The organism is Mesorhizobium sp. P160219 (assembly GCF_057786095.1).
The window spans coordinates 3243616-3268839 of record NZ_JBYNWG010000001.1 but is presented as its reverse complement, the minus strand read 5'-3'; the positions used below and the strand labels follow the sequence as shown (position 1 = coordinate 3268839).

At 64.8% G+C, this 25224-nt stretch carries 22 protein-coding genes and 1 pseudogene; 11 read left to right on the top strand and 12 right to left on the bottom strand.

Annotated elements, in window-relative coordinates:
- Positions 1-20 precede the first annotated feature (20 nt).
- Positions 21-1124: a flavin-containing monooxygenase gene (locus AC3EMP_RS15795; protein WP_023708708.1), complete on the bottom strand. Its 1104-nt coding sequence runs from the start codon at positions 1122-1124 to the stop codon at positions 21-23.
- Positions 1125-1579: 455 nt separating this feature from the next.
- Positions 1580-1996: a winged helix-turn-helix transcriptional regulator gene (locus AC3EMP_RS15790; protein WP_023708707.1), complete on the bottom strand. Its 417-nt coding sequence runs from the start codon at positions 1994-1996 to the stop codon at positions 1580-1582.
- Positions 1997-2133: 137 nt separating this feature from the next.
- Between AC3EMP_RS15790 and AC3EMP_RS15785 the strand changes: the two genes are divergently transcribed.
- Positions 2134-2721 carry a dihydrofolate reductase family protein gene (locus AC3EMP_RS15785; protein WP_023673464.1) on the top strand — a complete coding sequence of 196 codons (588 nt, stop codon included), beginning with the start codon at positions 2134-2136 and terminating at the stop codon, positions 2719-2721.
- A gap of 95 nt (positions 2722-2816) precedes the next feature.
- On the opposite strand, the gene AC3EMP_RS15780 is transcribed toward AC3EMP_RS15785, so the two are convergent.
- Positions 2817-3245: a VOC family protein gene (locus AC3EMP_RS15780; RefSeq protein ID WP_155927330.1), complete on the bottom strand. Its 429-nt coding sequence runs from the start codon at positions 3243-3245 to the stop codon at positions 2817-2819.
- Positions 3246-3492: 247 nt separating this feature from the next.
- Here AC3EMP_RS15780 and AC3EMP_RS15775 point away from each other — a divergent pair, with 247 nt between their 5' ends.
- Entirely contained in the window at positions 3493-4701 is a 1209-nt protein-coding gene (locus AC3EMP_RS15775; protein ID WP_352710070.1) for an MFS transporter, read from the top strand.
- Positions 4702-4731: 30 nt separating this feature from the next.
- Here the strand turns inward: AC3EMP_RS15775 and AC3EMP_RS15770 are convergent, their stop codons facing one another.
- The gene (locus tag AC3EMP_RS15770; RefSeq protein WP_023742417.1) at positions 4732-7026 is read right to left on the bottom strand and encodes a cation:proton antiporter domain-containing protein; all 2295 of its coding nucleotides are present in this window, start codon (positions 7024-7026) and stop codon (positions 4732-4734) included.
- A 238-nt stretch (positions 7027-7264) separates the two neighbouring features.
- Between AC3EMP_RS15770 and AC3EMP_RS15765 the strand changes: the two are divergent.
- A pseudogene (locus AC3EMP_RS15765) lies at positions 7265-7995 on the top strand (DUF2270 domain-containing protein).
- Between the two features lie 37 nt (positions 7996-8032).
- Here AC3EMP_RS15765 and AC3EMP_RS15760 read toward each other — a convergent pair.
- Positions 8033-8377: a PQ-loop domain-containing transporter gene (locus tag AC3EMP_RS15760; protein WP_023673886.1), complete on the bottom strand. Its 345-nt coding sequence runs from the start codon at positions 8375-8377 to the stop codon at positions 8033-8035.
- Positions 8378-8661: 284 nt separating this feature from the next.
- On the opposite strand from AC3EMP_RS15760, the gene AC3EMP_RS15755 reads away from it, so the two are divergent.
- Positions 8662-8967: a hypothetical protein gene (locus tag AC3EMP_RS15755; protein WP_023689804.1), complete on the top strand. Its 306-nt coding sequence runs from the start codon at positions 8662-8664 to the stop codon at positions 8965-8967.
- Positions 8968-9019: 52 nt separating this feature from the next.
- On the opposite strand, the gene AC3EMP_RS15750 is transcribed toward AC3EMP_RS15755, so the two are convergent.
- The gene (locus AC3EMP_RS15750; protein ID WP_023730380.1) at positions 9020-9652 is read right to left on the bottom strand and encodes a Vgb family protein; all 633 of its coding nucleotides are present in this window, start codon (positions 9650-9652) and stop codon (positions 9020-9022) included.
- Between the two features lie 29 nt (positions 9653-9681).
- Positions 9682-10902, bottom strand: a complete 1221-nt coding sequence (locus AC3EMP_RS15745; RefSeq protein WP_023685490.1) for a hypothetical protein — start codon at positions 10900-10902, stop codon at positions 9682-9684.
- A 389-nt stretch (positions 10903-11291) separates the two neighbouring features.
- On the opposite strand from AC3EMP_RS15745, the gene AC3EMP_RS15740 reads away from it, so the two are divergent.
- From AC3EMP_RS15740 to AC3EMP_RS15730, 3 genes are all read left to right on the top strand, one after another.
- Positions 11292-12044, top strand: a complete 753-nt coding sequence (locus tag AC3EMP_RS15740; protein ID WP_023695474.1) for a DUF899 domain-containing protein — start codon at positions 11292-11294, stop codon at positions 12042-12044.
- 86 nt (positions 12045-12130) lie between these two features.
- On the top strand, positions 12131-12403 hold the full coding sequence (locus AC3EMP_RS15735; RefSeq protein WP_023672530.1) for a hypothetical protein: 273 nt from the start codon (positions 12131-12133) through the stop codon (positions 12401-12403).
- A gap of 48 nt (positions 12404-12451) precedes the next feature.
- Entirely contained in the window at positions 12452-13456 is a 1005-nt protein-coding gene (locus AC3EMP_RS15730; RefSeq protein WP_023672529.1) for a zinc-dependent alcohol dehydrogenase family protein, read from the top strand.
- 18 nt (positions 13457-13474) lie between these two features.
- On the opposite strand, the gene AC3EMP_RS15725 is transcribed toward AC3EMP_RS15730, so the two are convergent.
- The 3 genes from AC3EMP_RS15725 to AC3EMP_RS15715 form a co-directional block, all read right to left on the bottom strand.
- Positions 13475-15331 carry an ATP-binding cassette domain-containing protein gene (locus AC3EMP_RS15725; protein ID WP_352710067.1) on the bottom strand — a complete coding sequence of 619 codons (1857 nt, stop codon included), beginning with the start codon at positions 15329-15331 and terminating at the stop codon, positions 13475-13477.
- Between the two features lie 71 nt (positions 15332-15402).
- Complete coding sequence (locus AC3EMP_RS15720) at positions 15403-16548, bottom strand: sugar ABC transporter substrate-binding protein (RefSeq protein ID WP_032886623.1); 1146 nt, start codon at positions 16546-16548, stop codon at positions 15403-15405.
- Between the two features lie 158 nt (positions 16549-16706).
- The gene (locus AC3EMP_RS15715; RefSeq protein ID WP_023705133.1) at positions 16707-17363 is read right to left on the bottom strand and encodes an SGNH/GDSL hydrolase family protein; all 657 of its coding nucleotides are present in this window, start codon (positions 17361-17363) and stop codon (positions 16707-16709) included.
- Between the two features lie 166 nt (positions 17364-17529).
- Here AC3EMP_RS15715 and AC3EMP_RS15710 point away from each other — a divergent pair, with 166 nt between their 5' ends.
- From AC3EMP_RS15710 to AC3EMP_RS15700, 3 genes are all read left to right on the top strand, one after another.
- A complete protein-coding gene (locus AC3EMP_RS15710; RefSeq protein WP_352710064.1) occupies positions 17530-18765 on the top strand; it encodes an ROK family protein in 1236 nt (411 codons plus the stop codon).
- A 242-nt stretch (positions 18766-19007) separates the two neighbouring features.
- Entirely contained in the window at positions 19008-21557 is a 2550-nt protein-coding gene (locus AC3EMP_RS15705) for a caspase family protein (protein WP_023705135.1), read from the top strand.
- 14 nt (positions 21558-21571) lie between these two features.
- The gene (locus tag AC3EMP_RS15700) at positions 21572-21877 is read left to right on the top strand and encodes a hypothetical protein (RefSeq protein WP_023705136.1); all 306 of its coding nucleotides are present in this window, start codon (positions 21572-21574) and stop codon (positions 21875-21877) included.
- 24 nt (positions 21878-21901) lie between these two features.
- On the opposite strand, the gene AC3EMP_RS15695 is transcribed toward AC3EMP_RS15700, so the two are convergent.
- Entirely contained in the window at positions 21902-22264 is a 363-nt protein-coding gene (locus AC3EMP_RS15695) for a hypothetical protein (RefSeq protein ID WP_023672522.1), read from the bottom strand.
- A gap of 134 nt (positions 22265-22398) precedes the next feature.
- Between AC3EMP_RS15695 and AC3EMP_RS15690 the strand changes: the two genes are divergently transcribed.
- Entirely contained in the window at positions 22399-24495 is a 2097-nt protein-coding gene (locus AC3EMP_RS15690) for an alpha/beta fold hydrolase (RefSeq protein WP_031195131.1), read from the top strand.
- Between the two features lie 9 nt (positions 24496-24504).
- On the opposite strand, the gene AC3EMP_RS15685 is transcribed toward AC3EMP_RS15690, so the two are convergent.
- Entirely contained in the window at positions 24505-25122 is a 618-nt protein-coding gene (locus AC3EMP_RS15685; RefSeq protein ID WP_023709407.1) for a TetR/AcrR family transcriptional regulator, read from the bottom strand.
- Positions 25123-25224: the final 102 nt, after the last annotated feature.

Genomic DNA, 25224 nt, shown 5'->3' with positions numbered 1-25224 from the left:
TGGATAGCCGATCTCCCCTTTTACCGCCGCCGCGCAATGTCGGCCGCCACCGCCTTCGCCTCCCTGCCGATTTCTCGTAGCAGACCGGTGACCGGATTGTAGAAGCCGACGAGGTAGAGGCCGAGTTGAGAGGCGCGGGCGTTGACGCCACTGCGCTCCGGCTGCAATTCCACGGGCAGAAACTTTTCGTAGCCCGGGCGATAGCCGGTGGCGAGGATGACGGCGTCGAAATTTTCCTGCCTGCCGTCGGTGAACGCAGCGCCGCGCTCGGTGAAGCCCGCTATGTCGGGTGCGATCTTGATGGCGCCTTTGGTGATGGCGTCGACCGTGCCGACGTCGATGACCGGGATGCGGCCGACTTCGTCGATCTGCTGCAGGATGCCCTGCTTCGGCCTGACGATGCCGTATTTCTCGAGCTTGCCCAGCGCGAAATCGAGGATGATCGGGAACATCCAGTCGTTCAGCGCCTGCGGCATCGGCCGGCTGGCGATGCCGACCATCTGGATCGGCACGCCGAACAGCTGGCGCGGCACGATGTGGACGCCCTTGCGCACCGAAATGGTCGGACGCGCGCCACTTTCCGCCAAGTCGAGCGCGATCTCGGCGCCGGTGTTGCCCATGCCGACGATCAGCACGGAGCGGCCGGCAAAGGGCGCCGCTTGCGTATAGTCGGCGCTGTGCAGCACCTCGCCCTTGAAAGCCTCGATAGCAGGGAGCCGGGGGACGATCGGCTCGGCATTGTTACCGCTGGCGATGACGACATGGCGCGCCTTGATGTTGTCCGATCCTGTCTCGACCAGAAAACCGCCGTCCCCGAGGCGAATGGCTTTCACCGTCACGCCGAAGCGCGGGCGCAGATCGAATTTTTCCGCGTAGTCGTCGAGATAGCGGACCACCATTTCGCGCGGCACGTAGCGCGGATAATTTTTGGGAAAGGGCAGGAACGGCAGCGACGAGAACGACTTGACCGTATGCAGATGCAGCCGCCGATAGTGCCGCCGCCAGGCGGGCGCGATCTCCTGCGATTTTTCGAGCAGGATGAAATCCACTCCTGCCCGCTTCAGGCAGGCACCGACCGCAAGGCCGGCGGGCCCGGCGCCGACAATAACGACAGTGGTGTCCAAGCGATTCTCCTCCCGCTAGCTCCTTAGGCTACGCGTAGAAGCGCAGGCGGGACAAGGCGCGCCTCACCTTCTCCCCTTGTTGGAGAAGGTGGATCGGCGCGCTAGCGCCGAGACGCCTTCGCATCGCGGCGCGCACGCTGCGCATCCTGTCCGGTCTCGGCTCACCCCCGGTGACGAATGTCTATCCCGGCAATCGCCCATGCTGTCGGACGGGCTGCCTGTCGCCGGCCGCACCGCGGTCGAAGAGCTCTACGTGCATGGCGGCATGGGCCAATCGGCATGCATGCCGCCCCCGCCATCGCGCGCTGGCTGGAAGAGGCCGTGGTTCGGGCGATGGCAATCCGAAGCAGACATGGCTCCGGCCACAGCGATTTGCGGGATGGGAAGGGTGAGGCTGCGCGACGTCGTGTCGATGTAGCCCGCCATCGGCCCGAAGGGAGGGCTGGCGTTGCTCCCTAGCCGATATGCTCGGCGCGCAGCTTCTTCTTTATCTGCTCCAGGCCTGCCTCGCCGCCCGTCGCCAATTCATCGGCGATCCTTGCCAGCTTGTCATCGGCGGTGCGGTATTTGCTGCCCCAGGCGCCGAGCGTCGCCAGCACCGGCAACAGGTCGATGCCCGCCTCGGTCAGCTTATAGATCGCCTTGAGCTTGTGCGTGGGGTCGTCGCTTCTGGTGACAATGCCCTCATCCTGCAAGGTCTGCAGCCGCTCGGCCAGCGTGCGCGACGAGATGCCTTCGCCTGATAGCAGAAACTCCCGGAAGTGCCTTTTTCCCGCGAAAATCATGTCGCGGATGATCAGCAGCGTCCAGCGGTCACCGAGCAATTCGAGCGACAGGCTGATGGGGCAGCCGGATCTTTCCCTGGTCGACATTCTCAATGCTTCCATTTCTAAATCACTTTACTATTGACATCATTTTTCTCTCATGTCAATGGTTCCGAAAGTAAAGCGATCACCAACGCCGCCTGACCTGGCGCTGGTGACACCAGAGCTCAATCAGGAGAACGACGATGAGAAAACTGATCCTGCAGATGCAGATGTCGGTCGACGGTTTTGTCGGCGCGGCCGGCGATGAGCACTGGCAGCTCTGGGAATGGGGCGCCAACTGCCCGTGGGACGACGACTTGAAGCAGGATTTCAACGCGGTGTTCGCCGGCATCGATACCATTCTGCTCAGCCGCAAGATGGCCGAAGAAGGCTATCTAACCCATTGGGGCAATGCGGCAAAAAACTATCCGCGCGATCCCTTCTACGCCTTTGCGCAGCGCATCGTCGAGGCGCGCAAGGTGGTGCTGAGCGACAAGCTCGCGGCATCGCGGTGGGAGCGCACGACGCTTGCCAGCGGCGACCTGCCGCGCGAGGTCAAGGCGCTGAAAGCTGAAGGTGAAGGCGACATGGCGGTATTCGGCGGCGCCGGCTTTGCCTCGGCCCTGATTGCAGCGGGACTGGTCGATGAGTTCCAGCTGTTCATCAATCCGGCCGCGCTGGGCGACGGCGAGCGGATTTTCGACTGTGGCGGCTTCCTGAAATTGCGCCTGCTCGGCTCTAAAGCCTATGCCTGCGGAATGGTGGTGAACCGCTACGCGCCGGCAATGTGAAGTAGTTCAGCGATTGAATCCGTGGACCGCTTCAACTCTTTGTTTTTACGAGAACTCCGGACGGATCACCGCAACCCGCTCCTCGTGAACCTGCGCTAGAAATTGATCTCGACCGAAGCGGCACTTCGCTTTGCCGGCCCGTGAAACACCGCCTCGATGTTGTTGCCGTCGGGGTCGAGCAGGAAGGCGGCGTAGTAGCCGGGGTGGTAGGGCCGCTCACCCGGCGCGCCATTGTCGGCGCCGCCGGCATCGAGGCCGGCCTTGTAGAACGCATCGACCATGGCCTTGTCCCTGGCCTGGAGGGCCAGATGATGGCGCCCGGTCAGCTGTCCCCTCGCCGCCCGGCTGTCGAGGCTTGAGATGAACAGCTCGTCGGCCCAGAAATAGTCCTCGGCCTCGCCGCCGATCGGAATGCCGAGCACCTTGAAGACGGCTTCATAGAAGCGCCGGCTCGCCTTGAGGTCCCTGACCACCAGCTGGACGTGGTCGATGAGGCGGCCGCGATGCAGTTCCATGAGCGATATCTCCCGTCGCGAGACCACAAAGCTAGTGCCGCGGAGCGGCTCGTCAATTCGGCAGTCTATCTTGTCGGCGCGCTTGGCAGCCTTACACCCCTGCTTTTGTCATATCCGGATGGACTTCCACGCAGACCGGATAAAAAATGCAACCGGATTGTCGGATTCGAAATCCCGCCAACGTCCTTCGGACGCAAGCGGCGCAACGGAGCTGGAGCGAGTGGCGCCGCATCGAAACCGATCTCGGGAGAAGAGCATGAACAGTTCCTACCGTTGGGTGATCGTCGCGTGCGGCGCGCTGATGACCTGTGTGGCGCTCGGCGCGATGTTTTCGCTGGCGATCTTTCTCGAGCCGATGGCGCTCGACACCAACTGGTCGCGAACCGGCATTTCCAGCGCCATGACGCTGAATTTCTTGGTGATGGGTGCAGGCGGTTTCGCCTGGGGCGCCATCTATGACCGTGTCGGCGCCCGCCCGGTGCTTTTTGCCGGCGCGGTGCTGCTCGGCCTGTCGCTGGTGGTGGCGAGCCGAGCCCAATCGCTGCTGGTCTTCCAGCTGAGCTATGGCGTCATCGTCGGGCTGGCGGCCAGCGCCTTCTTCGCGCCGATGATCGCGCTGACCACCGCCTGGTTCGAGACCCATCGCAGCCTGGCCGTGTCGCTGGTCTCGGCCGGCATGGGCGTGGCGCCGATGACCATTTCGCCCTTCGCGCGCTGGCTGATCACGGCCTATGACTGGCGTACCGCCATGTTCGACATCGGGATCATGGCCTGGGTGCTGTTGCTGCCGGCCGTCTTCCTGGTGCGCCAGCCGTCGGCGGCGGTCGCGGCAGCGGATGGCAGCGCGCCCGCGCCTGCCGCGGCCCCCGGCATGTCAGTCGGCCAGGCGCTGCGCTCGCCGCAATTCCTGGTGCTGGGCATGACCTTCTTCGCCTGTTGCGCGGCGCATTCGGGGCCGATCTTCCACATGGTGAGCTATGCCATGTCGTGCGGCGTGGCGCCGATGGCAGCCGTGTCGATCTACAGCGTCGAGGGCCTTGCCGGCCTTGGCGGGCGCGTGCTCTACGGCGTGCTCGGCGACAGGTTGGGCGCCAAGCCGGTGCTGATCGTGGGCCTCGCCATCCAGGCGGTGGTGATCGCCGCCTATCTCGCCGTCGGCAATCTCGAGCAGTTCTATCTCCTGGCGATCATCTTCGGCGCCACATATGGCGGCGTCATGCCGCTCTATGCGGTTCTGGCGCGCGACTATTTCGGGCCACGCATCATCGGCACGATACTTGGCGCCGCGACCCTGTTGTCCAGCCTCGGCATGTCGTTCGGCCCGCTCGCCGGCGGCATGATCTTCGACGCCTATGCCAGCTATTCCTGGCTGTTCATCGGCTCGGCGCTGATCGGCCTCGGTGCTGCCGGCATCGCCATCGCCTTCCCGCCGCAGCCCGGCCGAGAGAGGCTGCAGGCGGCATGAGCGAAATTTCCCCTCGAGGGGAAATACTCATCACCCTGTCCCCGTTCCCGAGCGCAGCTCTTCCCTGCCCTCGTCGTCGCGGCTGAGCCTGGCGTCCGAGATCAGCACCACCGGGCATTGGCAGCGCTGCAGCACGCCGGTGGTCGTCTCGCCGAAGAAGAGTTCCTCGCCAGGGCGCCGCGCCACGCCCATGACGATCAGCGCCGCCCCCCTGCCGGCCTGGCGGGCAATGGCATCGGCGGCGGCGGCCCGGCTGCGGATGGCCGTCTCGATCTCGACGCCATAGCGGTCGGCTAGTGCGACGGTATCCTTCAGCACCGCCTCCCTGCGGCGATGCGAGACAGTGTCGCGCGGTTCGTCGCGGCCGACGCGCGCGACATAAAGTATCTTGACCCGCGCACCCGTGACCGCTGCAATCGCCAGCGCCATTTCGGCACCCCGGCGGGCGATCGCGGTGCCGTTGACCGGAACCAGAATCTTCCCGCCTTCAGGTCCTAGCCTTGGCATCTGGCGGCCGGCGCCGGTCGCCTTCAGCACCAGGCATAGCGGGCCCTCGAAGGCGCCAGCGATCTCGTTGATGCGGCGGGCAAACCCACCTTTCGACGTGACCGCGCGGCCGAGCCCGATCAGCAGCAGCCCATAGCCTTTGCGCGCCTCCTTGGCAACCGTTTCGGCCGAAAGCTCGGCCTCGTGGCGCCGCGTGACAGGCGCCGCGCGGGCCAGCTCCTCGTCCGAACTCCTGGCGGCCTCGCGGCTGTCCTCGGCACCCTTTTCGATCGGCTCGAGCTTCGCATCCGTGCCGGGCTCGGCCTCCTCCCCCTCGCCTCGGGCATGCAGCACCGTCGTCGGCCTGCCGGCGCCCACGACTCCTGCGAGGTAAGCAGCAAAGCGGCCGACGACGCCCTCATCGGTCACCACCAGCAGTCGTTCCAGATTGGCGATGAAGCCGCGTTGGTCGATCTCCTCGCGCTCCAGACGCTTCTTCTCGTTCTCGCCCATCGGCAAGCGGCCGAGTGCCCAACGCAAGGTCGGCGGCATGGCGAGCGTGGTGATGACGGCCATGGTCACGATCATGGTGAAAAGATTGTGCGACAGAACGCCGATCGACAGGCCAATAGAGGCGACGATGACTTCGGTCGAGCCGCGCGCGTTCATGCCGCAACCGACGGCGATGCCTTCCTTGCGGCTCATGCCGGCAAGCTCGGCGCCGATGAAGGCGCCGGCGAATTTGCCGAAGCTGGCGATCAGCACCAAAGCGGCCGTGAGTAGCGCAAGCTCGTGGTCGACAAGCACTGTGAGATCCGCCGAAAGGCCGGCGACGCCGAAGAAAACCGGCATGAACAGCGCCATGATGACGCCGCGCAATTGCCCTTCGATATGACGCGACAGGATCGGCGATTCCCCAACCAGTATGCCGGCGACGAAGGCGCCGAGCACGGTGTGGACGCCGATCAGATCGGTGATCAGCGCCATTGCGCCCATGATGGCGAGAATGACGGTGACGACGGCGTATTCGCTGCGGAACGTATCGTTGGTCCAGCGGATGGCGTCGAAGACGATGCGGCGGCCAATCGTGAAGGAAAACCCCATGAAGGCGGCGACGCCGACAATGGTGAAGGCAAGGCTGCCGAGCTCGATGCGCCCCTTGGTGGCGATGCCGATGGTGATGGCGATGATCACCCAGCCGATCGTGTCCTCGATGATGGCCGACGAGACGATGGTCTGACCGAGATCGCGGCGCATGAAGTTCATCTCGCGCACCACCATGGCGACGATCTTGACCGAGGAGATCGACAGCGCCGTGCCGAGGAAGAGACCGGCGACAATGCGCTCGGTTCCGTCGGCCAGCAGCGAGGCCGGCATGAACTGCGCGGCGGTGAAGCCGAGCGCGAAAGGCACGGCGACGCCCGCGGCGGAGATGGAAAAGCACGCACGGCCGACCCTGCGCACCAGCCGCAGATCCGTCTCCATCCCGGTGAGCAACAGAAGCATCAACACGCCGAGCTGGGCGATGGCGCTGATCATGCTCTTTTGGGTGGCGTCGCCTGAAAAGATCACGCGTTCTGCTTCCGGCAATAGCCAGCCGAGCAGCGATGGCCCGAGCAGGATGCCGCCGATGAGCTGACCCATCACCGCCGGCTGGCCGAGACGCTCCAGCAACTCGCCGATGCCGCGGCCGACGAGAAGCAGAAGGAGGATTTCGAGAACGAAAATGCCCTCGCTGGACATGCCGGTCTTTTCGGCTGCCAACGATGCGGCCGGCATGAATGCCAAAGCTGCCACGGCAAGCGCGACCGACCGGCGCCGGTTGACCACGAAGGACATGCACCCCCTCATTGTGCCCGGTATAACGTTTGCGGGCGAGATCGGTTGCACGCCACGCTCCCTTGGCGCGCCGCAGGTTCCTCCTTACCTGAATCGCATAACGGGCCTATCTGACTGCGGATAAACCGCCGAGACCCGGGCCGGCGACGGAACATTTTCAACCGATTGCGCGTTGCGCAGATGGGGATGACCGGCGTCGTTTCGGCCGGCCATGGCGTTGGGAGGCGCGTGGCAAGGGATGTCCCAGGTCAAGACCGTGAAAACCGACGAAGCGGCTGCAGCGCCGCGGGCCTCTGATGCGTTCGCGCTGAAGCTCACCTCATCGGAATTCGTGGCCACCATGTCGCATTTCCACCGCGCCGAAATCGCCCGCATGGCCGGCTGCGCGACCGGCTGGACCGTACCAGCAACTGGGCGATTACTGTCGTCGCCGCCATGCTCTCAGTCTCACTCTCGACGCCCAGCGCCCATCACGGGGTGCTGCTCTTTGCCATGCTGCTGACCACGCTGCTGCTATGGATCGAGGCGCGGCGCTATCGTTTCTTCGATGTCTACCGGGCCAGGGTGCGCCAGTTCGAGCGCTATTATTTCGCGCAGATCTTCTCGCCGCAGCCCGACTACGCCTCCAACTGGCTGGCCATCGTCGGCGAAGGCCTGCGTTCGCCGCGCTTCCTGATCTCGCAACGCGCGGCGTTGGTGCGCCGGCTGCGCCGCAACTACATTTTCATGTACACGATCCTGATGCTGGCGTGGGTGCTGAAGATCACGACGCCCAGTCTGCAGCGCGAAGGGTCGCCGATAGGCTTGGGCGCGTCATTTCTCGACGCCGCGCGCGTGGCGCAGCTCGGCCCGGTTCCAGGCATCTATGTCGTGTGCATGGTCGGGCTGTTCTATGTCGGCCTACTCGCAGCCGCTTTCCTCATCTCAAGCGACGAGGGCGAGCTTTCGCATGGCACCGTGCATGTCTGAGAGCGGCCTCGAAAAGCGCAATCTGCCGCGGTGATCTTCAGCAGACATTGTCGACCATCAGAGCGGTCGCTTCCGACCGGCTTGCGGCTTCCTCAACCGGAAGCCGTGCGCGATGGCGCTTGTAGGCGGTGAGCGCGATGACCAGCACGCAGCATACGGCGTTCAGCCAGTTGATCGCCGCCAGCGCGGGATCGTTCAGATTGATGTGGGCGTAGAGTCCCGTCGTGGCGTTGGCGCCTGTCCACAACAGCCAGGTCGCGTAGGAAATCGCCGACGCCCCGTGCCTGTCCCGGGCCACCCGCACGATCTGCGGCAGGTAGGACACCACGCGCAAGCCATTGAAAATAGTGAAGAGATAAAAAGACAGATCAGCAAGTGTCATCCGAAACCCCTGTCATGGCCGGACGTCCCATAGCGTTCCTTGCAGTGGCGGCATGTGAGCCCGTTCACATGCCGGCTTCGATTTTCTTGTTGCGGCCCGGCACCCGGATTCTTTCGCCATGTGGGCGTTCGCCGTGAGCCAGCCCGACGAGGTCGACATGAACCAGATCCAGTTTCGGCCGACGGCGCGGGAGTACTAAACAGATCTCGTGCTTGGGCAAAGTTCGGGTTGACCGCTGCCAAGAGCGCGGCGACTATCCCTGCAACGTGCAGGAGGACATGAGAATGGACGAACCCGATCGCTGGCGGCACATGGCGAGCGCGCCCAAGGACGGCAGCCGCATCCTGGTCACGGTCAGGCCATCGGAGCAGGGGCCGGCCGAGGTCGACCTCGCTTACTGGTCGCGCGCCGACCAGTTCGGCACGGAGGGCTGGCGCTCTTCCGATTCGTCGCCAGGACGGGTGATCGAATACCCCGAACCGGAGTTGAAATGCTGGATGCCGCTGCCGACGGCCAATCTGAGCCGGGCTTCAATGCCAAGTCCGTGGCAAGGCGAAGACGTCCCGCTGCTCGACGGCTCCGGGATATGATCTCGGCGGGATGACCGTAGGAAATACGCTGCCGGCCCAATACTTGACGGCCTTACTTCGGCCGACGCACCGATCGCACCATGCCGCCAGGGCCGCTGCCGCAAAAGAAGCGGTCGCCGCCGTCGGATTCGAGCCCGGAAACGCCCACCCCCGCCGGCATGTCGAGCCGTTCCAGCACCTTGCCAGTTTGCGGATCGACGCGCCGGACATCGCTCTGGTCGCCTTCCCAGGTGCCGTGCCAGAGCTCGCCATCGACCCAGGTCACTCCGGTGACGAAGCGGTTTGAGTCGATGGTGCGCAGGATTTTCCCGGTCTCGGGATCGATCTGGTGGATCTTGCGCTCCCGGTTCTGCCCCACCCAGAGCGTGCCCTCGGCCCAGGTCATGCCGGAATCGCGGCCGCCGCCGGGCGCCGGGATGGTGGAGAGCACCTTGCCGGTATCGGGGTCGATCTTCTGGATGCGGTCCCCGGCGAGCTGGAACAGATGCCGGCCGTCATAGGCGGTGCCGGCATGTGCCGCGACATCGATCGAGCGCAGCGTCTCGCCGCTTGCCGGATCGAAGGCGGTCAGCCGCTCGCCCGTCGCAAACCAGACATTCTGTCCGTCGAAGCTCACGCCGTGCACGGTGTCGACATCAGGAAAGGGCCCGTATTCGCGCAGGATTTCCGCTGCTGAATGTTTCATGTCCTGGTCCTCGATCATGGTCACCTTTCCTAGCCGTTCGGCAGCGGCGACGGGAGTAACAAGGTGGTCGTGAAACCAGCGACCGGTGGCGTCATCCAGCGCCGCGCCCGGCCGTGGCCGAAGGACTGCACTTTGCCGGTCTCGGCCAACTGCTCGAGCGCCCGCTGTACGCTGCGCTGTCCGGCGCCCAGCGCCAGCGCCAACGCCGAGCTGGCCCAGGATTCACCATCGGCCAGGAAGGCCAGCACCGCGGCGTGCCGCTCCTCGATCGGCCGCGCCAGCACCGCCACGGAGCCTGCTTCGCGCGGCTTTAGCGCAAAGCCCTGGCTGGTCGCGCCGATGCCCGCCAGCGGCCGCAATTCGGCGCGCAGCCGGCCGATCTCGACCCGCAGCCTGGCGCGATGCGATTCATCGGCATGCCGGCCGCCAAAGGCGCGGGCAATCAGCGTCGCCCTCGGCACATCCGCCGGCCAGGCTTCGGCAAGCGCGCGCGCCAGCGCAAACAGCACCGGCCGCGTTGCCAGCGAGATCGTTGTTTCCTGCTTGTGCACGATATAGCGGAACGTATCGACGACCAGCGCGCGCGACGCCTGCAGCGCCTCGACTTCTTCGAGCAACAGCGGATGCTCCTCGCCGCCTGCGATCAGCCGCGCCGCCGGCGTCTCCAGCGCCAGGAAGGCGCTGTCGACCTCCGCCATGAGACCCGGAATGCCGGCCCGGCGGGCGGCATGGCGCGCCCACTCAAGGGCTGCGCGCGCGGCCTTCGTCTTCAGGCGCCGCATGGCGATGCCGGCAACCGCGAGTTCATGCGCGGCGCGTGAGGCCGGCGGAAGCGGCGACGGATCGAGCCCAGCCAGCACGTCTTCAGCCTCGTCGAGGCGGCCGATCAGCAGCAGGCGGCGCACTTTGAGATGCCCGGCATGCGCCGCGTTCAGCCGGTCGCCATGCTTTTCCAATGTCGACCGCGCCGCGTCGAGCGCCTTGGACGGCCAGCCGAGATCACGCGAAACAAGTGCGATCTCGGCTTCGGCGACAACGCACCTGGCGCGCGCCACCGCCTCCTTTGGACCGAAGGCACGGCCGGCCCTACGCAACAGTACTTTGGCGCGATCGAAATCGCCGAGCTGCGCCATGGCAATGCCGCGCAACGCCAGCGCCGGGGCATCCTCGCGCAAGGCGACGCGGTCGAGTGCCGCCAGCGGATTGCCCGCCGCCAGCGCCAGCCCTGCCGCGGTGATCAGCGAGTCCATGCAAATCCCGTCACATTTGTAACTCCCACCGCTCCCCTTATCGGCCCTAACTTAAGTCACCACCGCCAAGCAGCAAGCCGCGGACGGCGACCTAGCCATCTGGACTGGTTGAAGACGCCCAGGCCTGCGTTGACGGCAATATTCGCATTCGCTAGCCTGAGCATCTCAGACAGTCGCGTTAAGCTTCTCAATAAGGAAAAACCGACCATGCCTGCTTCCGAGGACTTCGAGCCCACCGTGCGGCCTCGCCACCCCTGCTGCGGTGGCCCGCCTGCAAATGCCGTCACATTTGTAACTCCGCCCTCGCCGCCTCGCGGCCCTAGCCTGCCTCACGATCAACAGGCAACGACAAGCCACAACGGCTCAACAACTGGCAAAGGAAACAAGCAATGACCAAGCACGTGGCAATGAAGACCCCACCGGTCGTTTCAAGGCAAGAATGGGAAGCCGAGCGCGAAAAGATGCTGGTGAAGGAAAAGGCAACGATGCGCGCCAGGGACGCGCTGTCGGCCGAGCGCCGGCGCATGCCATGGATGGAAGTAGACAAGGCCTATGTGTTTGAAGGTCCCAACGGCAAAGCGAGCCTGCTCGATTTGTTCGAGGGCCGGCGCCAGTTGATCGTCTACCGCGCCTTCTACGAACCCGGCGTCCACGGCTGGCCCGAACATGCCTGCCGCGGCTGTTCGCTCGGCGCCGACCAGGTCGGCCATCTCGCCCATCTCAACGCCCGCAACACCACGCTTGCCTATGCCTCCCGCGCGCCGCAGGCCGACATTGCCAGCTTGAAGCAGCGGATGGGTTGGGAGATGCCCTGGTACACAATCACCGACAGTTTCGACAAGGATTTCGGCGTCGACGAATGGCACGGCCACAACGTGTTCATCCAGGACGGCAAGAAAGTGTATCGCACCTACTTCATCAACAACCGCGGCGACGAGCAGATGGGCACGGTCTGGAGCTACCTCGACGCAACGCCGCTCGGCCGCCAGGAAATCTGGGAGGATTCGCCCGAAGGCTATCCGCAGACCGAGCTCTACAGCTGGTGGAACTGGCACGACAATTACGACGCCGCACCCGACAAGACGTGGGAGGAAGTGTCGGCGGCCGGCGAAGCCGCGTTCCGCAACAAGGACGGCAAGTAAGGACCTGGAGCGGCGCCCATCCAGCTTGGTTTCCTGTCCCTCACGGGACAGGAAACCCGGGCATTGATCATCAAGGGATTACGACCATGAGCGATATCGGCACAGGGACCGACAGTGAGGTCCCTAAACGCTCCGATGCAGTTTCTCTCCGCACCGCCGACTGGCTGTGCCTCGCCGCGGCCCCTGTTTTCGCCGTGATGGCGCTGCTTACCTGCATTCACGCTGGCGACGGCGTCATGTCGTGCCTGGGGGCCGATGCCTCCCCGCTCACCGGCATGCCGCTGATGTATCTCTTGATGAGCGCCGTCCATCTGGCGCCTTGGCTGCGCGTGATTTCCGGCCGGCCGGTCCGGCGATAGGCTGGACCGCCGCCGCCATGCTAACGCTCTTTACGTCGGAGAGAGACTATGAAGCTGGTCAGGCTGAGAGCGCCGGGCGGGTTGGACAAGCTCGACCTGGTCGAGGTGGATCAGCCCCGGCCTGGGCCGGGAGAAATGCTGGTCAGGATTCGCGCCTGCGCGCTGAACATGCGCGACGATTTCGCCGTACAAGGCAAGGTGCCGCTCGCCGAAGGCCGCGTGCCGCTGTCGGATGGCGCCGGCGAGGTGATCGCGATCGGTGACGGCGTCGACACGTTCAAGCCGGGCGACAGCGTCGTCAGTGTTTTCTACCCCTGGTGGCTGGCCGGCGACATGAGATCCGATACAAGCCGCGACATTCCCGGAGACAGTTTCGACGGCTTCGCCAGCGAGTATGTGTGCATGCCGGCGCACGCATTCACCAGGGCGCCGGCGGGCTATACGCATCTCGAGGCGGCAACGCTGACCTGCACGGGCGTCACCGCCTGGCGCGGGCTGGTGACATGCGGCAAGGTAAAGCCCGGCGACACGGTGCTGATCCTTGGCACCGGCAGCGTGTCATTGTTTGCGCTGCAATTTGCCAAGGCCGCCGGCGCAAGGGTCATCGCCACCTCGTCCGATGAAGGGAAGCTGGAGAAGCTCAGACGACTCGGGGCCGACAGCGTCATCAACTACAAGGCGGTGCCGCAGTGGGGCGGCAGGGCCAGGGAACTGACGGACGGACGCGGCGTCGATCATGTGATCGAGGTCGGCGGACCGGCGACGCTGGCGCAGTCGATAGCGGCCTGCCGGACAGGCGGGCATATCGCACTCATCGGCGTCCTGACCGGCTTTGCAGCAGAAGTTTCAATCCCGGCGCTGTTTTCAAACCAGATCCGCATCAGCGGAATTTCCATCGGCAGCAAAGCCGACCAGCAGGACATGATCCGTGCGATAGAGGTCAACCGCCTGAAGCCTGTCATCGACAGCAGCTTTCCACTGCAGGATATCGCCGCCGCCTTCAGGCACTACGAAGCGCAAAGGCATTTCGGCAAGGTCTGCCTCGAGCTTTAGATCCTGCGATCGGCATTCCTACCCAGCGGCCGGCGCCAGCGTCCCGCTTGCCATCAGGCCCCAGAGCTGATCGGCGGTCAGCTGTTTGGCCGAGCCGTCGTAAGCCACCCTGCCGAGGCTGAGCACGACGATCCTGTCGGCCAGCGCCCTGACCGTCGACAGGTCGTGCGTGACCAGGATGACGCCGGTGCCGCTGGCGGCGATCGAACGGATCAGCTTGACGACCTGCGCGGTCTGCTTGACGCCGAGCGCGGCGGTAGGCTCGTCGAGGCAGATCAGCTTGACGTGATCGGCAAGCGCGCGGGCAATGGCGATGGACTGCCGCTGGCCGCCCGACAGCGAGCGCACCAGAACGTTTTCGTCGCGAAGCGTGACGCCCAGCGCGGCAAGCCGGGCACGACACTGCTCGGCGGCCTTTCGGTCGTCGCGAACCGGGAAGACACCGAGCCAACGCCGCGTTTCCTCACGCCCGAGGATCATATTGTGGGCGACGCTGAGGTTCGGGCAGAGCGCCAAATCCTGATAGACGGTCTCCAGGCCGGCGACGCGTGCATCCTGCGGGCTCCTGAAGGAAATCGGCTGGCCCTCGAGGGTCATCGCGCCGGCATCGGGCTGGATGGCGCCCGAAATAATCTTCACCAGCGTCGACTTGCCGGCGCCATTGTCGCCGAGCAGACAGACGATCTCGCCTTTGCCGACCGTGAAACTCGCCTCTTCCAATGCCGTCAGCGCGCCGTAGGATTTGCGGGCGCCGGCAATCGAGAATGCCGGACCTTGCGGGGCCTCTCCATTGCCCTCCGTCACGGCAGGGCCGGCCGAGGCGACGGCACCATTGTCCGCCACCGTGAAGTTGGTCGCGGCGGCCCGAGCGCGCCGGCCGCGAAAACCGATCGCAGCCTGGTCGGCCACCAACGCCAGCAACAGCATGCTTCCCACCGAAATGGATTGCCACCATGATTGCAGGCCGACGAAGATCAGTCCTGCATTGAGGATGCCGATGGTGGCAACGCCGATGGCGATGCCGAGCGGCCGGCCGGAGCCGCCGGAAAAAGCGACGCCGCCAAGGATCGCGGCGGTGAGCACGTCGAGCGGAACGCCGATGGTCGGCGTGATGCTGCCGAGACGACCGGCGATCAGAACCGAGACCAGGCCGATCAGCAAGCCATTGGCGGCGTAGAGGCCAACCACCGTGCGCCCCACCGGAATGCCGCAGAGTTCGGCTGCGCGCGGGTCGCCGCCTATGGCGTAGAGCCTCAAGCCGGTGACCGTGCTGGTCAAGATAAAGGCTCCGATGACAAAGACAGATGCGGCGATGATCACGGTGTACTGGATGCCGAAGATCTTGCCCCGCCCCAATTCGAGCAGAGCCTCGGGAAAACCATAGACCGCGGTGCTGGAGACGACGAAGGCAAGGCCGCCATAGAGCGCCAGCATCGCCAGCGTGACGATCAACGGCGAGATGCTCAGCCTGCGCACCAGCAGACCGTTGAGCAGACCGAGCAAAAGGCCGAGACCCAGGCCGACGCAGATTGCCAGCGGCGCGCTCTGCGTCGCCACCGCAACCTTGGCAGTGATGATGCCGATCAAGGCGACCATGCTGCCGATGGAGAGGTCGACATAGCCGGCGATCAGCAGCGCGGAGGTGCCGAGCACGGCGATCAGGATCGAGGTCGAGTTGACGCCGATGACGACGAAATTGTCGAGGCTGAAGAACGATTTGTTCAACAGCGAGAAGGCGATGATCAAGCCCAGCGCGACCAGCGCCAGCCCGATGCGGCCAGACGCTTCGCCCGGCGCCTTGACGCCCGGCAGCAAGGATGAAAACCGGCCCGTTTGCAGCGGTGTCGTCCCCGTTCGAAGGCTGTCTGTGCTCATGCTTGCCTCTCACTGAAGCGGGCGGTTTCAGGTCAGGCTGAACCGCCCGTATCGCGCGGGAAAAACAGGCGCTACTTTGCCTCGGATGACCAGGGGAAATTCACATACTGGTCGCGCGTATCGTAGCAGATGTTGCCGTACATCCTGAGATAGATATCGCGGCGCTTCGGGTCCTTGTAGACCGCGGCCGGGTCGGCGACATCGGCCTCGTACTGGGCCATGTAGTCGCTGGTCAGCGCCACGGGCAGGATATCCATCGCCTGCGGGATGCTCTTGCCCTCCAGCCAGTCGGCCGCGTGCTGGCCCATGGCATAAGCGAAGACCGGCGACGCCAGGCTGATGCTTGCCTTGTAGGGACCGCCGCCTTTCTTGATCGCGGCGACTGCCTCCGGTTCGCCGTCGATGCCGCCAAGGAACTGGTCCGGCCGCGCCTTGCCCGCCGCTTCCAGGGCAGCCAGCGCGCCGAGCACGACCGTGTCGGCGCCGAGCACGACATCGACGTCGGGATGGGCCTGGAGAATGGTGCTCATCGTGGCAAAGCCGCCTTCCTTGTTGACGGGATTGGGTGAGATGTCGGCGACGATGGTGACATCAGGCATGGCCTTGAAGATGTCGCGCATGGCGGCAAAGCGCGGCGCCAGGAATTCCATGCTGTCATGGGACAGGATGACGACATTGGCCTTGCCGCCGAGCTTGTCCTTTATGTAGGCTGCGGCCGCTTCGGCCAGCACCTTGCCGGTCTCGTATTGCGGCGCATTGAGCAGCGACGTGGCTGGCGGCGGCACGATGGTGCCGACATAGGCGCCCGACCAGATAAGCTCCTGCAGGCTGCGGCTCATGGAGGCCGGGTCCACAGGCGCCGCCACCAGACCGCCGATCTTGGAGGCGAGAAACAATTGCACCTGCTCGACCCCCTTGGCGGCGTCATTGTTGGCAAGCGCGCGGCGATATCCCAGCCCGCGATCCTTGGCGGCGGCGGCCAGGCCGCGGTCGACGCCCTGCATGAATTCACGCTCGTTATCCTGCGCGAAGGCCAGCACCTTGTTCAGGCCGGGCGGTGGGCTGCAGGCCGGCGCCTTCGGATCGAACGGCGCAAATACCGCCGGCTTGGTGAGCCCGGCCGGGCCGTCCTGCGCGCCTGCCAGAATGGTACCGCCCGCGAGCACACCGGCAACGCCGAGCAGCGTCGCCAGCATCATGTTCCTGTCAGATCGCATTTCACTTCCTCCCTGTCGTTGATTGTTGCCGCGCATCGCAAGCCTCGCGGTCGCTACTCTTCCCAGTCTCCCCAGATACCCACCTTCCCGCTCGCAAGTCAAAACTTTTTCCAGTGGAATTAATTAATCAGAGATAGTCGGGTGACTCGCCCACGCGATCACGCCTTGCCGATCAGCGACTGGACGACTTTGGCCAATTCCGTGCCGAGCACGCGATGCGCGTCGCTGTCGAGGTGAATGCCGTCTACCGCGCTCGACTCGACGACATCGCCGGCGTTGAAGAACGCGGCGCCGGCGCGCCGGGCGGCATCACGGAACAAGCCGGCAAAGTGCATCGACTTTGAAGCGCCGCCCAGGAACATCTGGCCGAACCAGTCGACCTCCAGCATCGGCGGCGGCGCAACAATCAGGACCGCGGGCGCCACGCCTGCGGGGCCAGCTTCGCTGCGCAGCACAATTCTGGCCAAGATCTCAATAGAATCAGCGACATCATTCGGCGTTACCGAGAACCTATGCTTGAGATCGTTGGTGCCGAGCATAAGGATGACGAGGTCGAGCGGCATATGCGTTTCCAGGCACACCGGGAGCGATTTGAGCCCGTTCTTGTGGAGACCTTCGATCGGATCGTCGTGCACGGTGGTGCGCCCGCCCTGCCCTTCTTCGATCACATCCCATCCGCTGCCGAGCTGGCGGCGCATGATGCCCGGCCAGCGCCGGTCGGGCGTGAAGCGGCGCCGTCCGACGCGGGCCAGGGTGGGAATGGCGCCATAGGTATTGGAATCGCCAAAGCACATGATTGTCCGGGTCTGCGTCACGGCATTGCTCCTCCAGGCTTGCATACTTTGAACGACAGCAGGCCGGCCGGCGTCAACTACATTTTTCCATCGGGTGGATTTAAGTGTTGCCTTGCCGTTCCCGCATTGCTACGTCAGCGCTTTGATCGGCTCGCCTTGCGGCCAACCTCCTTGCGCAGGGGAAAGCGTGACCGGCACCAGCTTCTTCAGTCTCGAAAAGATCGCCGAGGGCCGCAGCGGCGGAACCACGCAGGCCGAGAGCCGCGTCTACAACGAACGCCTGATCGTCTCGCTGATCCGCCGGCACGGCCAGCTGGCCAAGACCAATTTGACGCGGCTGACCGGGCTGGCCGCGCAAACCATCACCACCATCGTCAACCGCGCCGCCGACAACAAGCTGCTGCTGCGCCTGGAGCCTTTGCGCGGACGGCTGGGGCAACCCTCGGTTCCCTATGCGTTGAACCCGAAAGCCGCGTACGCCTTCGGCCTCAAGGTCGACCATCGCAGCGCCGATGTCGCCCTGGTCAATTTCGTCGGCGACGTGATGGCGTTCGAACGCACGCTGTTCCACTATCCGACGCCCGTCGAGGTGATGAAATTCGCCAAGGGCGCCATCGCGCGCATGTGCCGCAAGCACAGATCGATAGAGCAAGACCGCATCGCGGGTCTTGGCATCGCCTCGCCATTCCATCAGTGGAACCTGAGCGAAGAGGGCGCGGTGCCGGCGAGCAGGCTGGATGCCTGGAGGGAAATCGACATTCGCGCCGAACTGGACCGGGCGTTCGACTGGCCGGTGTTCCTCTACAACGACGCCACGGTGTCGGCCGCGGCCGAACTGATGTTTGGCGCCGGCGGATCGCGCGCCGACTTTCTCTATGCCTATGTCGGGCACTTCATCGGCGGCGGCCTGGTGCTCGATCATCACTTGTTCCCCGGCCGCAACAAGCTGGCCGGGGCGCTGGGCGACATGCCGGTGCCCGCGCCGGGGCGCAAGGGCGACCGGATGACCCCGTTGCTGCGCGTCGCTTCGCTGCATTCGCTGGCCGGCAAGCTCAACGACCAGGACAATGGGGACGAGGGCGCCGGCCGCATCTGGTCGTCGCCCGACGACTGGGGCGACCTTGGAGAGCCGCTCACCGCGTGGATCGATGAGGTTTCGGACGGGCTTGCCTATGCCGCCCGCAGTGCCGTTGCCTTGCTCGACATCGACAATGTGGTGATCGACGGCGCCATACCGAATGGCGTGCGCAAGGAGATCGCCAAGGCCATGCGCAGAAAGCTGGCACGGATCCTTGTCGATCGCCCCGAGCCGTTCTCCGTCATCGAGGGGACGTTTGGCCATCTCGGCCCCGTTATCGGCGGCGCCAGCATTCCGTTGCTGGTGAAATATTCGAACGACAAGGAACTGCTCTTCAAGGAATAGGCGCGCAGCCGCCGGCACCAGGCATTCCCCAAACAGCGAACTGTGAGACTTGTCACATACCTGCTCGTGAAGCGCGTGCTACTTGCACCCTGCGGTCGGTCGACGCCGAAAGAAATCGCCTGCCATGGTCTGGCGGTGACGGGCCTTTCACTTTATGCTGTGGCAGGTTGCATACTCTCAACGGACCTTGATGCCGCAAGCGGTGTTCTCGTCGGCGTCAGGCCGCGACCAGGAGTTTTGTCATGCTCCGACTTTGCGGATTTATCGCGGCCTTCATCCTTGCCGGCTTCACAAGCTTCGAGGCCTGCGCCGATCGAAGGGTCGCGCTCGTCATCGGCAATTCCGATTATCGCGACATCCCGGCGCTGAAGAACCCGGCCAAGGATGCCCAGGACGTATCGGCCACGTTCCGGCTGGCCGGCTTCGAGGTTTTCGTCGCCGAGAACCTCACCAAGCAGCAGTTCGAAGGCCAGTTCCGGGACTATCTGGCCGCCGCCGACGGCGCCGATCTCGCCGTCGTCTACTATTCCGGGCACGGCTTTCAGATCGGCGGCGAGAATTTCCTGATACCCGTCGACGCCTCGTTGAAGAAGGCGGCCGACATCGAGGTCCAGGCCATCAAGCTCAACGACGTGCTGGAGCAGCTGCGCTCGAAGTCGAAGATCCAGGTGATCATCCTCGATGCCTGCCGCAACAACCCCTTCCCGCGCAACAATTACTGGCTGCGCGACCAGCTTGTCACCGCCGGCAATACCGGGCTGGCGCAGGTGCGAAGCTCGCTCAACACGCTGATTGCCTTCGCCACCGAACCAGGCGCGGTCGCCTATGACGGCAGCGGCGACCTCAGCCCGTTTTCATCGGCCTTTTCGCGGCGCGCGCTGGCGCCGAACCAGGAGATCCGCACGGTCATGTCGGCGGTGCGCCGCGATGTCGTGCAGGCCACCAACGGCATGCAGGTGCCCTGGGAAAATTCCTCGCTGATCGATGACGTGGTGCTGGTGCGCCGCAACAACCGGCCTTCGCTGCCGCCAGTGCTGGAGAAGGTAGTGCTCTCGGGGGTCGGTCCTGTCGCTCTCGGCCTGCCGGAGCCGGTCGATGTCGATGGCGGCGCTATCAGCGTCAGCATCGAACGTCCGCCGGCAATGGGCCGTCTGGTGCTGGACGGCAAAGACGTCGCGGTGGGCGAACCGATCGCCGGCAAGGACCTGCCGCGCCTGCAAATGGATGTCCCCAAAGGCGCCGCCACGCAGGACGAGGTGGATATGCTGGCCTATGCCACGCATGACAATTGGGGCGGCGGGAGCCAGGGCATACTCGTGTTCCGCGTCAAGAGCGGCGAAGGTGCGGCGGGTCAGCAGATCATGGCTTCGCTCGAGGCCGAGCAGAAGCAGCAGGTGCTGGATCGCGGCATCCACATCACCGGCGCTGCCGAAGCGATCGAGAACCGCAAGCTTGATATTCCCGTCGGCGTCGGCCCGGTCGCGCTCAATCTGGATTTCCCCACCGACGATCCGGCGGTCAGCCTAAAGGTCACGGGGTATCCGGCAACGGGAACGCTGTCATTGCCTGATCGAACCTTGTCGCCGCAATCCAGCCTTCTGGCCGGTGAAGTCGACCATCTCCGTTACGAGCCGCAGATCGGCGCCGGCGCGCCGGTCGAGGTCGGCTTCGAAATCCGGGCCGACAGCAGCTCGGCTAAGCCCGCGACAATGAAGCTGTCGCCGACGGTCGATGCCTGCGATACCGCCGCCGGCGAGCCTCTCGACCTGCAAGGGGTGGTGCCCGGCCTGCTGCCGAACGAGATCGGCGCCGGTGCGGTGGCAGCCTGCGAGGCGGCCGTGAAAACCTATCCAGACGTCGCCCGCTTCCACTACGAGCTCGGCCGCGCCCTGCTTGCGGCAGGCAGGGTCGGCGAGGCCAGGTCAGCCATCGAGGACGCCGCCAAGAAAGGCCATGTGCGCGCCGTCTTCGAACTCGGCTATCTCAACGCAACCGGAACCGGAACGACCATAGACCGCACCCAGGCCAACGCTCTCTACAAGGCTGCCGCCGACAAGGGTGATCCTTACGGTATGACCTCGTGGGGACGCGCGCTGTTCAATGGCTATGGCGTCAACCGCGATACGGCCAAGGGCCTCGACCTGCTGCTCAAGGCGGCGGCCATGGGGCACACCTATGCCATGAACGATCTTGCCGCCATCTTCACCGAGGGCCGCAATGGCGTGCCTGCCGATCCGGCCCGCGCCGTCGCCTTCCTGCAAGCGGGGGTGCAGCGCCAAGACATGTATTCGATGAACCTGCTCGGCCGCAATTACCTCGCCGGCCAGGGCATCGACAAGGATCCGAAGACGGCGCAGGCCCTGTTCCAGCAGGCCACCGATCTTGGCCAGCCCTACGCGCCCGGCAGCCTCGCCCGCATGTACAGGGATGGCGCCGGTGTGCGCCAGGACCCGGCGGAAGCGCAAAGGCTGTTCGAACTGGCGACCACGCGCGGCGATCCGTCGAGCGCCTATGATCGCGCGGCGCTTGAAATGGCGAAAGGCGACAAGGCCGATCAGGCTGTCGCGGTGCGCTTCCTGGCATTCGCCGTCGCGCTCGATCTGCGCAAGGAGCTGCCGGACGCCAAAAAGGGCCTGGCGCAGTTCGGCACCAAGCCGAAAACGGCAGCTTTGGACGCCCTGCGTCGAGAGCTCAAGTCGAAGATTCCCGCGTCCGGTTCGCTGGACACGCAACTGGTCAATGCGGCCCGGGGGGTCTGGGAAGAAGCCAATCCGCGTCGGGATTTGTTCTGAACAATAAGGAGGCCATGGTGGGCAAGGCATTCAAGCAGACATTCGGGCAGGCATTCATCGGGATAATTCTATCCGGCGTTCTGGCCGGGCTCATGGGCTGCACCTCGGTGTCGCCGATGTTTGAGCCGGCGCCGCCGGTGAACCATCGCAAAGTGGTTCGCGTAGCACCTCAGCCAAAGGTGGTCAGATACAAGAAGGCGGCCACCGGCAAAGTGGTCAAGCCGGCCGAGGAGATCCCGCAAAAGCCGCCCGTGATTCCTTCTCTCGGCGGCAGCGGAGGCGGCGGTGGGGCTGGCGGCGGCGGCGGCGGTTGGGGATGAGATCGTCGACCAAGGGCGCTGCACTCAGCGGCCCCAAAGGGTCTTGCTAAATTCCGCATGAGCCTTGGACAACGTCAAGCCGAAATCGTCCATCCCTGTCGCGGCATCGGTTGGCCAGCGGACAATTCGGCGCAGCGCTGCACGGAAAAGGCAGCGGACGAACGCTGCCAGTGCAGAGGCCACGACCGCCGCCGGATCGAGTCTGCGAGCCGCCAATGCCCGATGGGCCTGTTGTGTTTCGAGATAGCGGGCCAGCGCAATATCGTGACGCGATGGTGCGCCAAGCTCCTGCCGGTCGCGCCCGGGGTCGTCATGCCAGATGGGCCACTCGGTCGGGCCAGGGTGATGCACGGTATCCTCCTGCGAAAAGAGATCCAGTGCGAACAATCTCCTCAAGCGCCGTGAGCAACGCGTGGGAACCTGCGTGATGGAATCGTGAAAAGCGCCTCGGCGGCGGAATAAGTGTTGAAATGGACCGAGCTTGAGCGGATCGTCGTCGCGCTGTGACCGTGGCGGATCCGATGACCGGACCTTATCTTCACCTGCTGGGTGGTTTCGACTTTGCTGGCGTCGGGGCCACGGTTCCAGCCATCAGCCGCAAGGCGCGTGCGATGGTCGCCTATCTCGCGCTGCAGTCGGGGCATTCGCAGTCGCGCGAGAAGCTGGCGACCCTGCTCTGGGGCATCAACAGCGAGGCGCAGGCGCGAATGAGCCTGCGGCAAGCGGTATCGTCTGTCAGGAAGGCCATGCAGACGTGCGGCGGCGGCCGCTTCCTCACCGATGGCAACAGCGTCGCTCTGCATCTCGACGGCCTTGATTTCGACGTCGCGCGGTTCGAGGCGCTGGTCGCCAGCCCGGCACCCGAAGACCTCGAACTGGCGCTCAATGTCTACCGCGGCGACCTGCTCGACGGCTTCGGCCTGAAGGAGGAGCCATTCGAGGACTGGCTGAGGATCGAACGCGAGCGGCTGCGGGCACTGGCCGTCGCGGCGCTCGACAGGCTCGTCGCGCATTATGCCGCGACGAACGATCCTGCCGCATGCGTGCGCGCGGCGGCGCGCCTGCTGGCCATGGACCCGTTGAGGGAGGATGTCCACCGTGCCCTGATGCGCGCCTATGCGGCGCAAGGCAGGACCAATCTCGCGCTGAAGCAATATGAGCACTGCCGCACCGCGCTTCTACGCGATCTCAAGCTGCAGCCGGAGCCGGAGACGCGGCAATTGTTCGAGACGCTGCGCACACGCCGCACAATGGCGCCGGCACGGCCACCCACGACTGATGCGGATGACGCTACCGGCTTCAGCCACGAACTCGCAGCCCCCCCGACCCACTATGTCAAATCGGCCGGGATCAACATCGCGTATCAGGTGACCGGCGACGGTCCGGTCGACCTGATCCATGTGCCGGGATGGGTCTCCAACCTCGACCACGCCTGGGGCTCGCCGCGGCTTTCGCATGTGCACCGGCGGCTCGGCACTTTCTCGCGCCTAATCCGCATGGACAAGCGCGGCACCGGGCTCTCGGACCGCAATGTCGGTCTGCCGACCCTGGAAGAGCGGATGGAAGATGTGCGGGCAGTGCTGGATGCGGTTGGCTCGAAGCGCACGGTGCTTTTCGGCAGCTCCGAGGGCGGCCCGATGTGCATGCTGTTCGCGGCGACCTATCCCGAGCGCACAGCGGCACTCGTGCTCAATGGGGCCTACGCCCGCGGCAGGTGGTCACAAGACTATCCGTGGGCGAAGACAAGCGAGCAGGTGGAAGAGGATCTGGCGATCGTCGAGAAAGAATGGGGAGCGGCGGCGGATATGAGCAACGCGGCGCCCAGTCTGATGAGCGACACGTTCGAGACAGAATGGTTCGCCGCCTATCTCAGGAATTCTGCCTCGCCCGCCGACGCGATCGCCCTGTGGCGCTGGGGAGCCGAAATCGATGTTCGCGACATTCTGCCTGCTGTCCATGTTCCGACACTGATCATGCAGACGACTGGCGACGGCTGGGTGAAGCGGGAAGAAGGACGTTACCTGGCGACGCACATCGAGGGCGCCCGATACATTGAGTTCGCCGGCCGCGACCACGTCATCTGGGGCGAGAATTCCGATCGGATCGTCGACGAGATCCAGGCTTTCGTCACCGGCGCCTTGCCGGCGGCCCCAGGCGAACGGCTGCTTGTGTCGGTGCTGTCCCTCGATATGACGGGCTCGCCTTTCGGCATCGACCCGGCCGAGCGGCACGCCGAAGCGCTCCGTGGCGAACTCCTCGCGGCCGAAGGCAGAGAGATCAGCCGATCGGACGGCAAGGTGCTCGCGGTGTTCCAGCGGCCAACGCGGTCGATCCAGTGCGCGATCGCCATCCGCGATCGCTTGCGGCAATCCGGTGTCGAGGTCCGCTCGGCGGTGCATATCGGCGAGTGCGAGCAGCGGGGCCATCAATTTTCAGGCGCGGCGATCGAACTGTCATCGCGTCTGCTTGACCATGCGCGGCCGGGCGAAATCATCGCATCAAGGACGGTGCGCGATCTCGTGGTCGGCTCCGGCCTGCGGTTCGAGGAGCGTGGCGAAATGGCGGCAAGCGGGCTGCCCGGCGCGTTTCGGTTCTATGCGGTCGATGGTTCGGCTTGAGCCGCTAGGTCACCTCTTCCCTGCCCCGAACCGCAGCCCGTCCATCAGCAGCTTGACCAGCCGGCGCGAGCGGTCGCGCCAGTCCTTGGTGTCGGGGGCCGAGTAGATGCCGCCGAGTGCGTGCAGCACATCGGAGGCGTCGACGTCGCTGCGGATCGAGCCTTCGGCCACCGCCGCCTCGACCAGTTGCCGCAAGGCCAGCGACACCCGGCCCGACATGTCGGAGAACACGGCGGAATTGGTGTTGAACAGGATGCGCAGGCTGGCCGCCAGGCCGCGCTTGGTGGCGATGTAGTCGACGAAGCGCTGCATCCACTGTTCCAGCGCCATGTCGGCCGAATGGTGGCTGGCGAGGTCATCGGCCGCCGCACAGAGCGCCTCGACTTCACGCCGGTAGACCACTTCGACCAGATGCTCGCGGGTTGGGAAATGCCGGTAGAGCGTGCCGATGCCGACGCCGGCCTGGCGCGCGATCTCCTCCAGCGAGGCATCGACACCGTGCTCGGCAAAGGCCGCTGCCGCAACCTCGACCAGCCGGTCGCGGTTGCGCTGCGCATCGGCGCGCAGCGGCCTTGGCGCTGCGGCTTCGCGCTTCTCGTCGGCAATTGCTTGCGACTGCTCGGTCAATTTTTTCTCCACTGTCGATATATGGGGGCTTGAACCCAAAGGGGTAAGTCCCCAACTAGATAAACGGAGGCGCCTCCGTTTTAGTGGAGCAGTCTTATCATA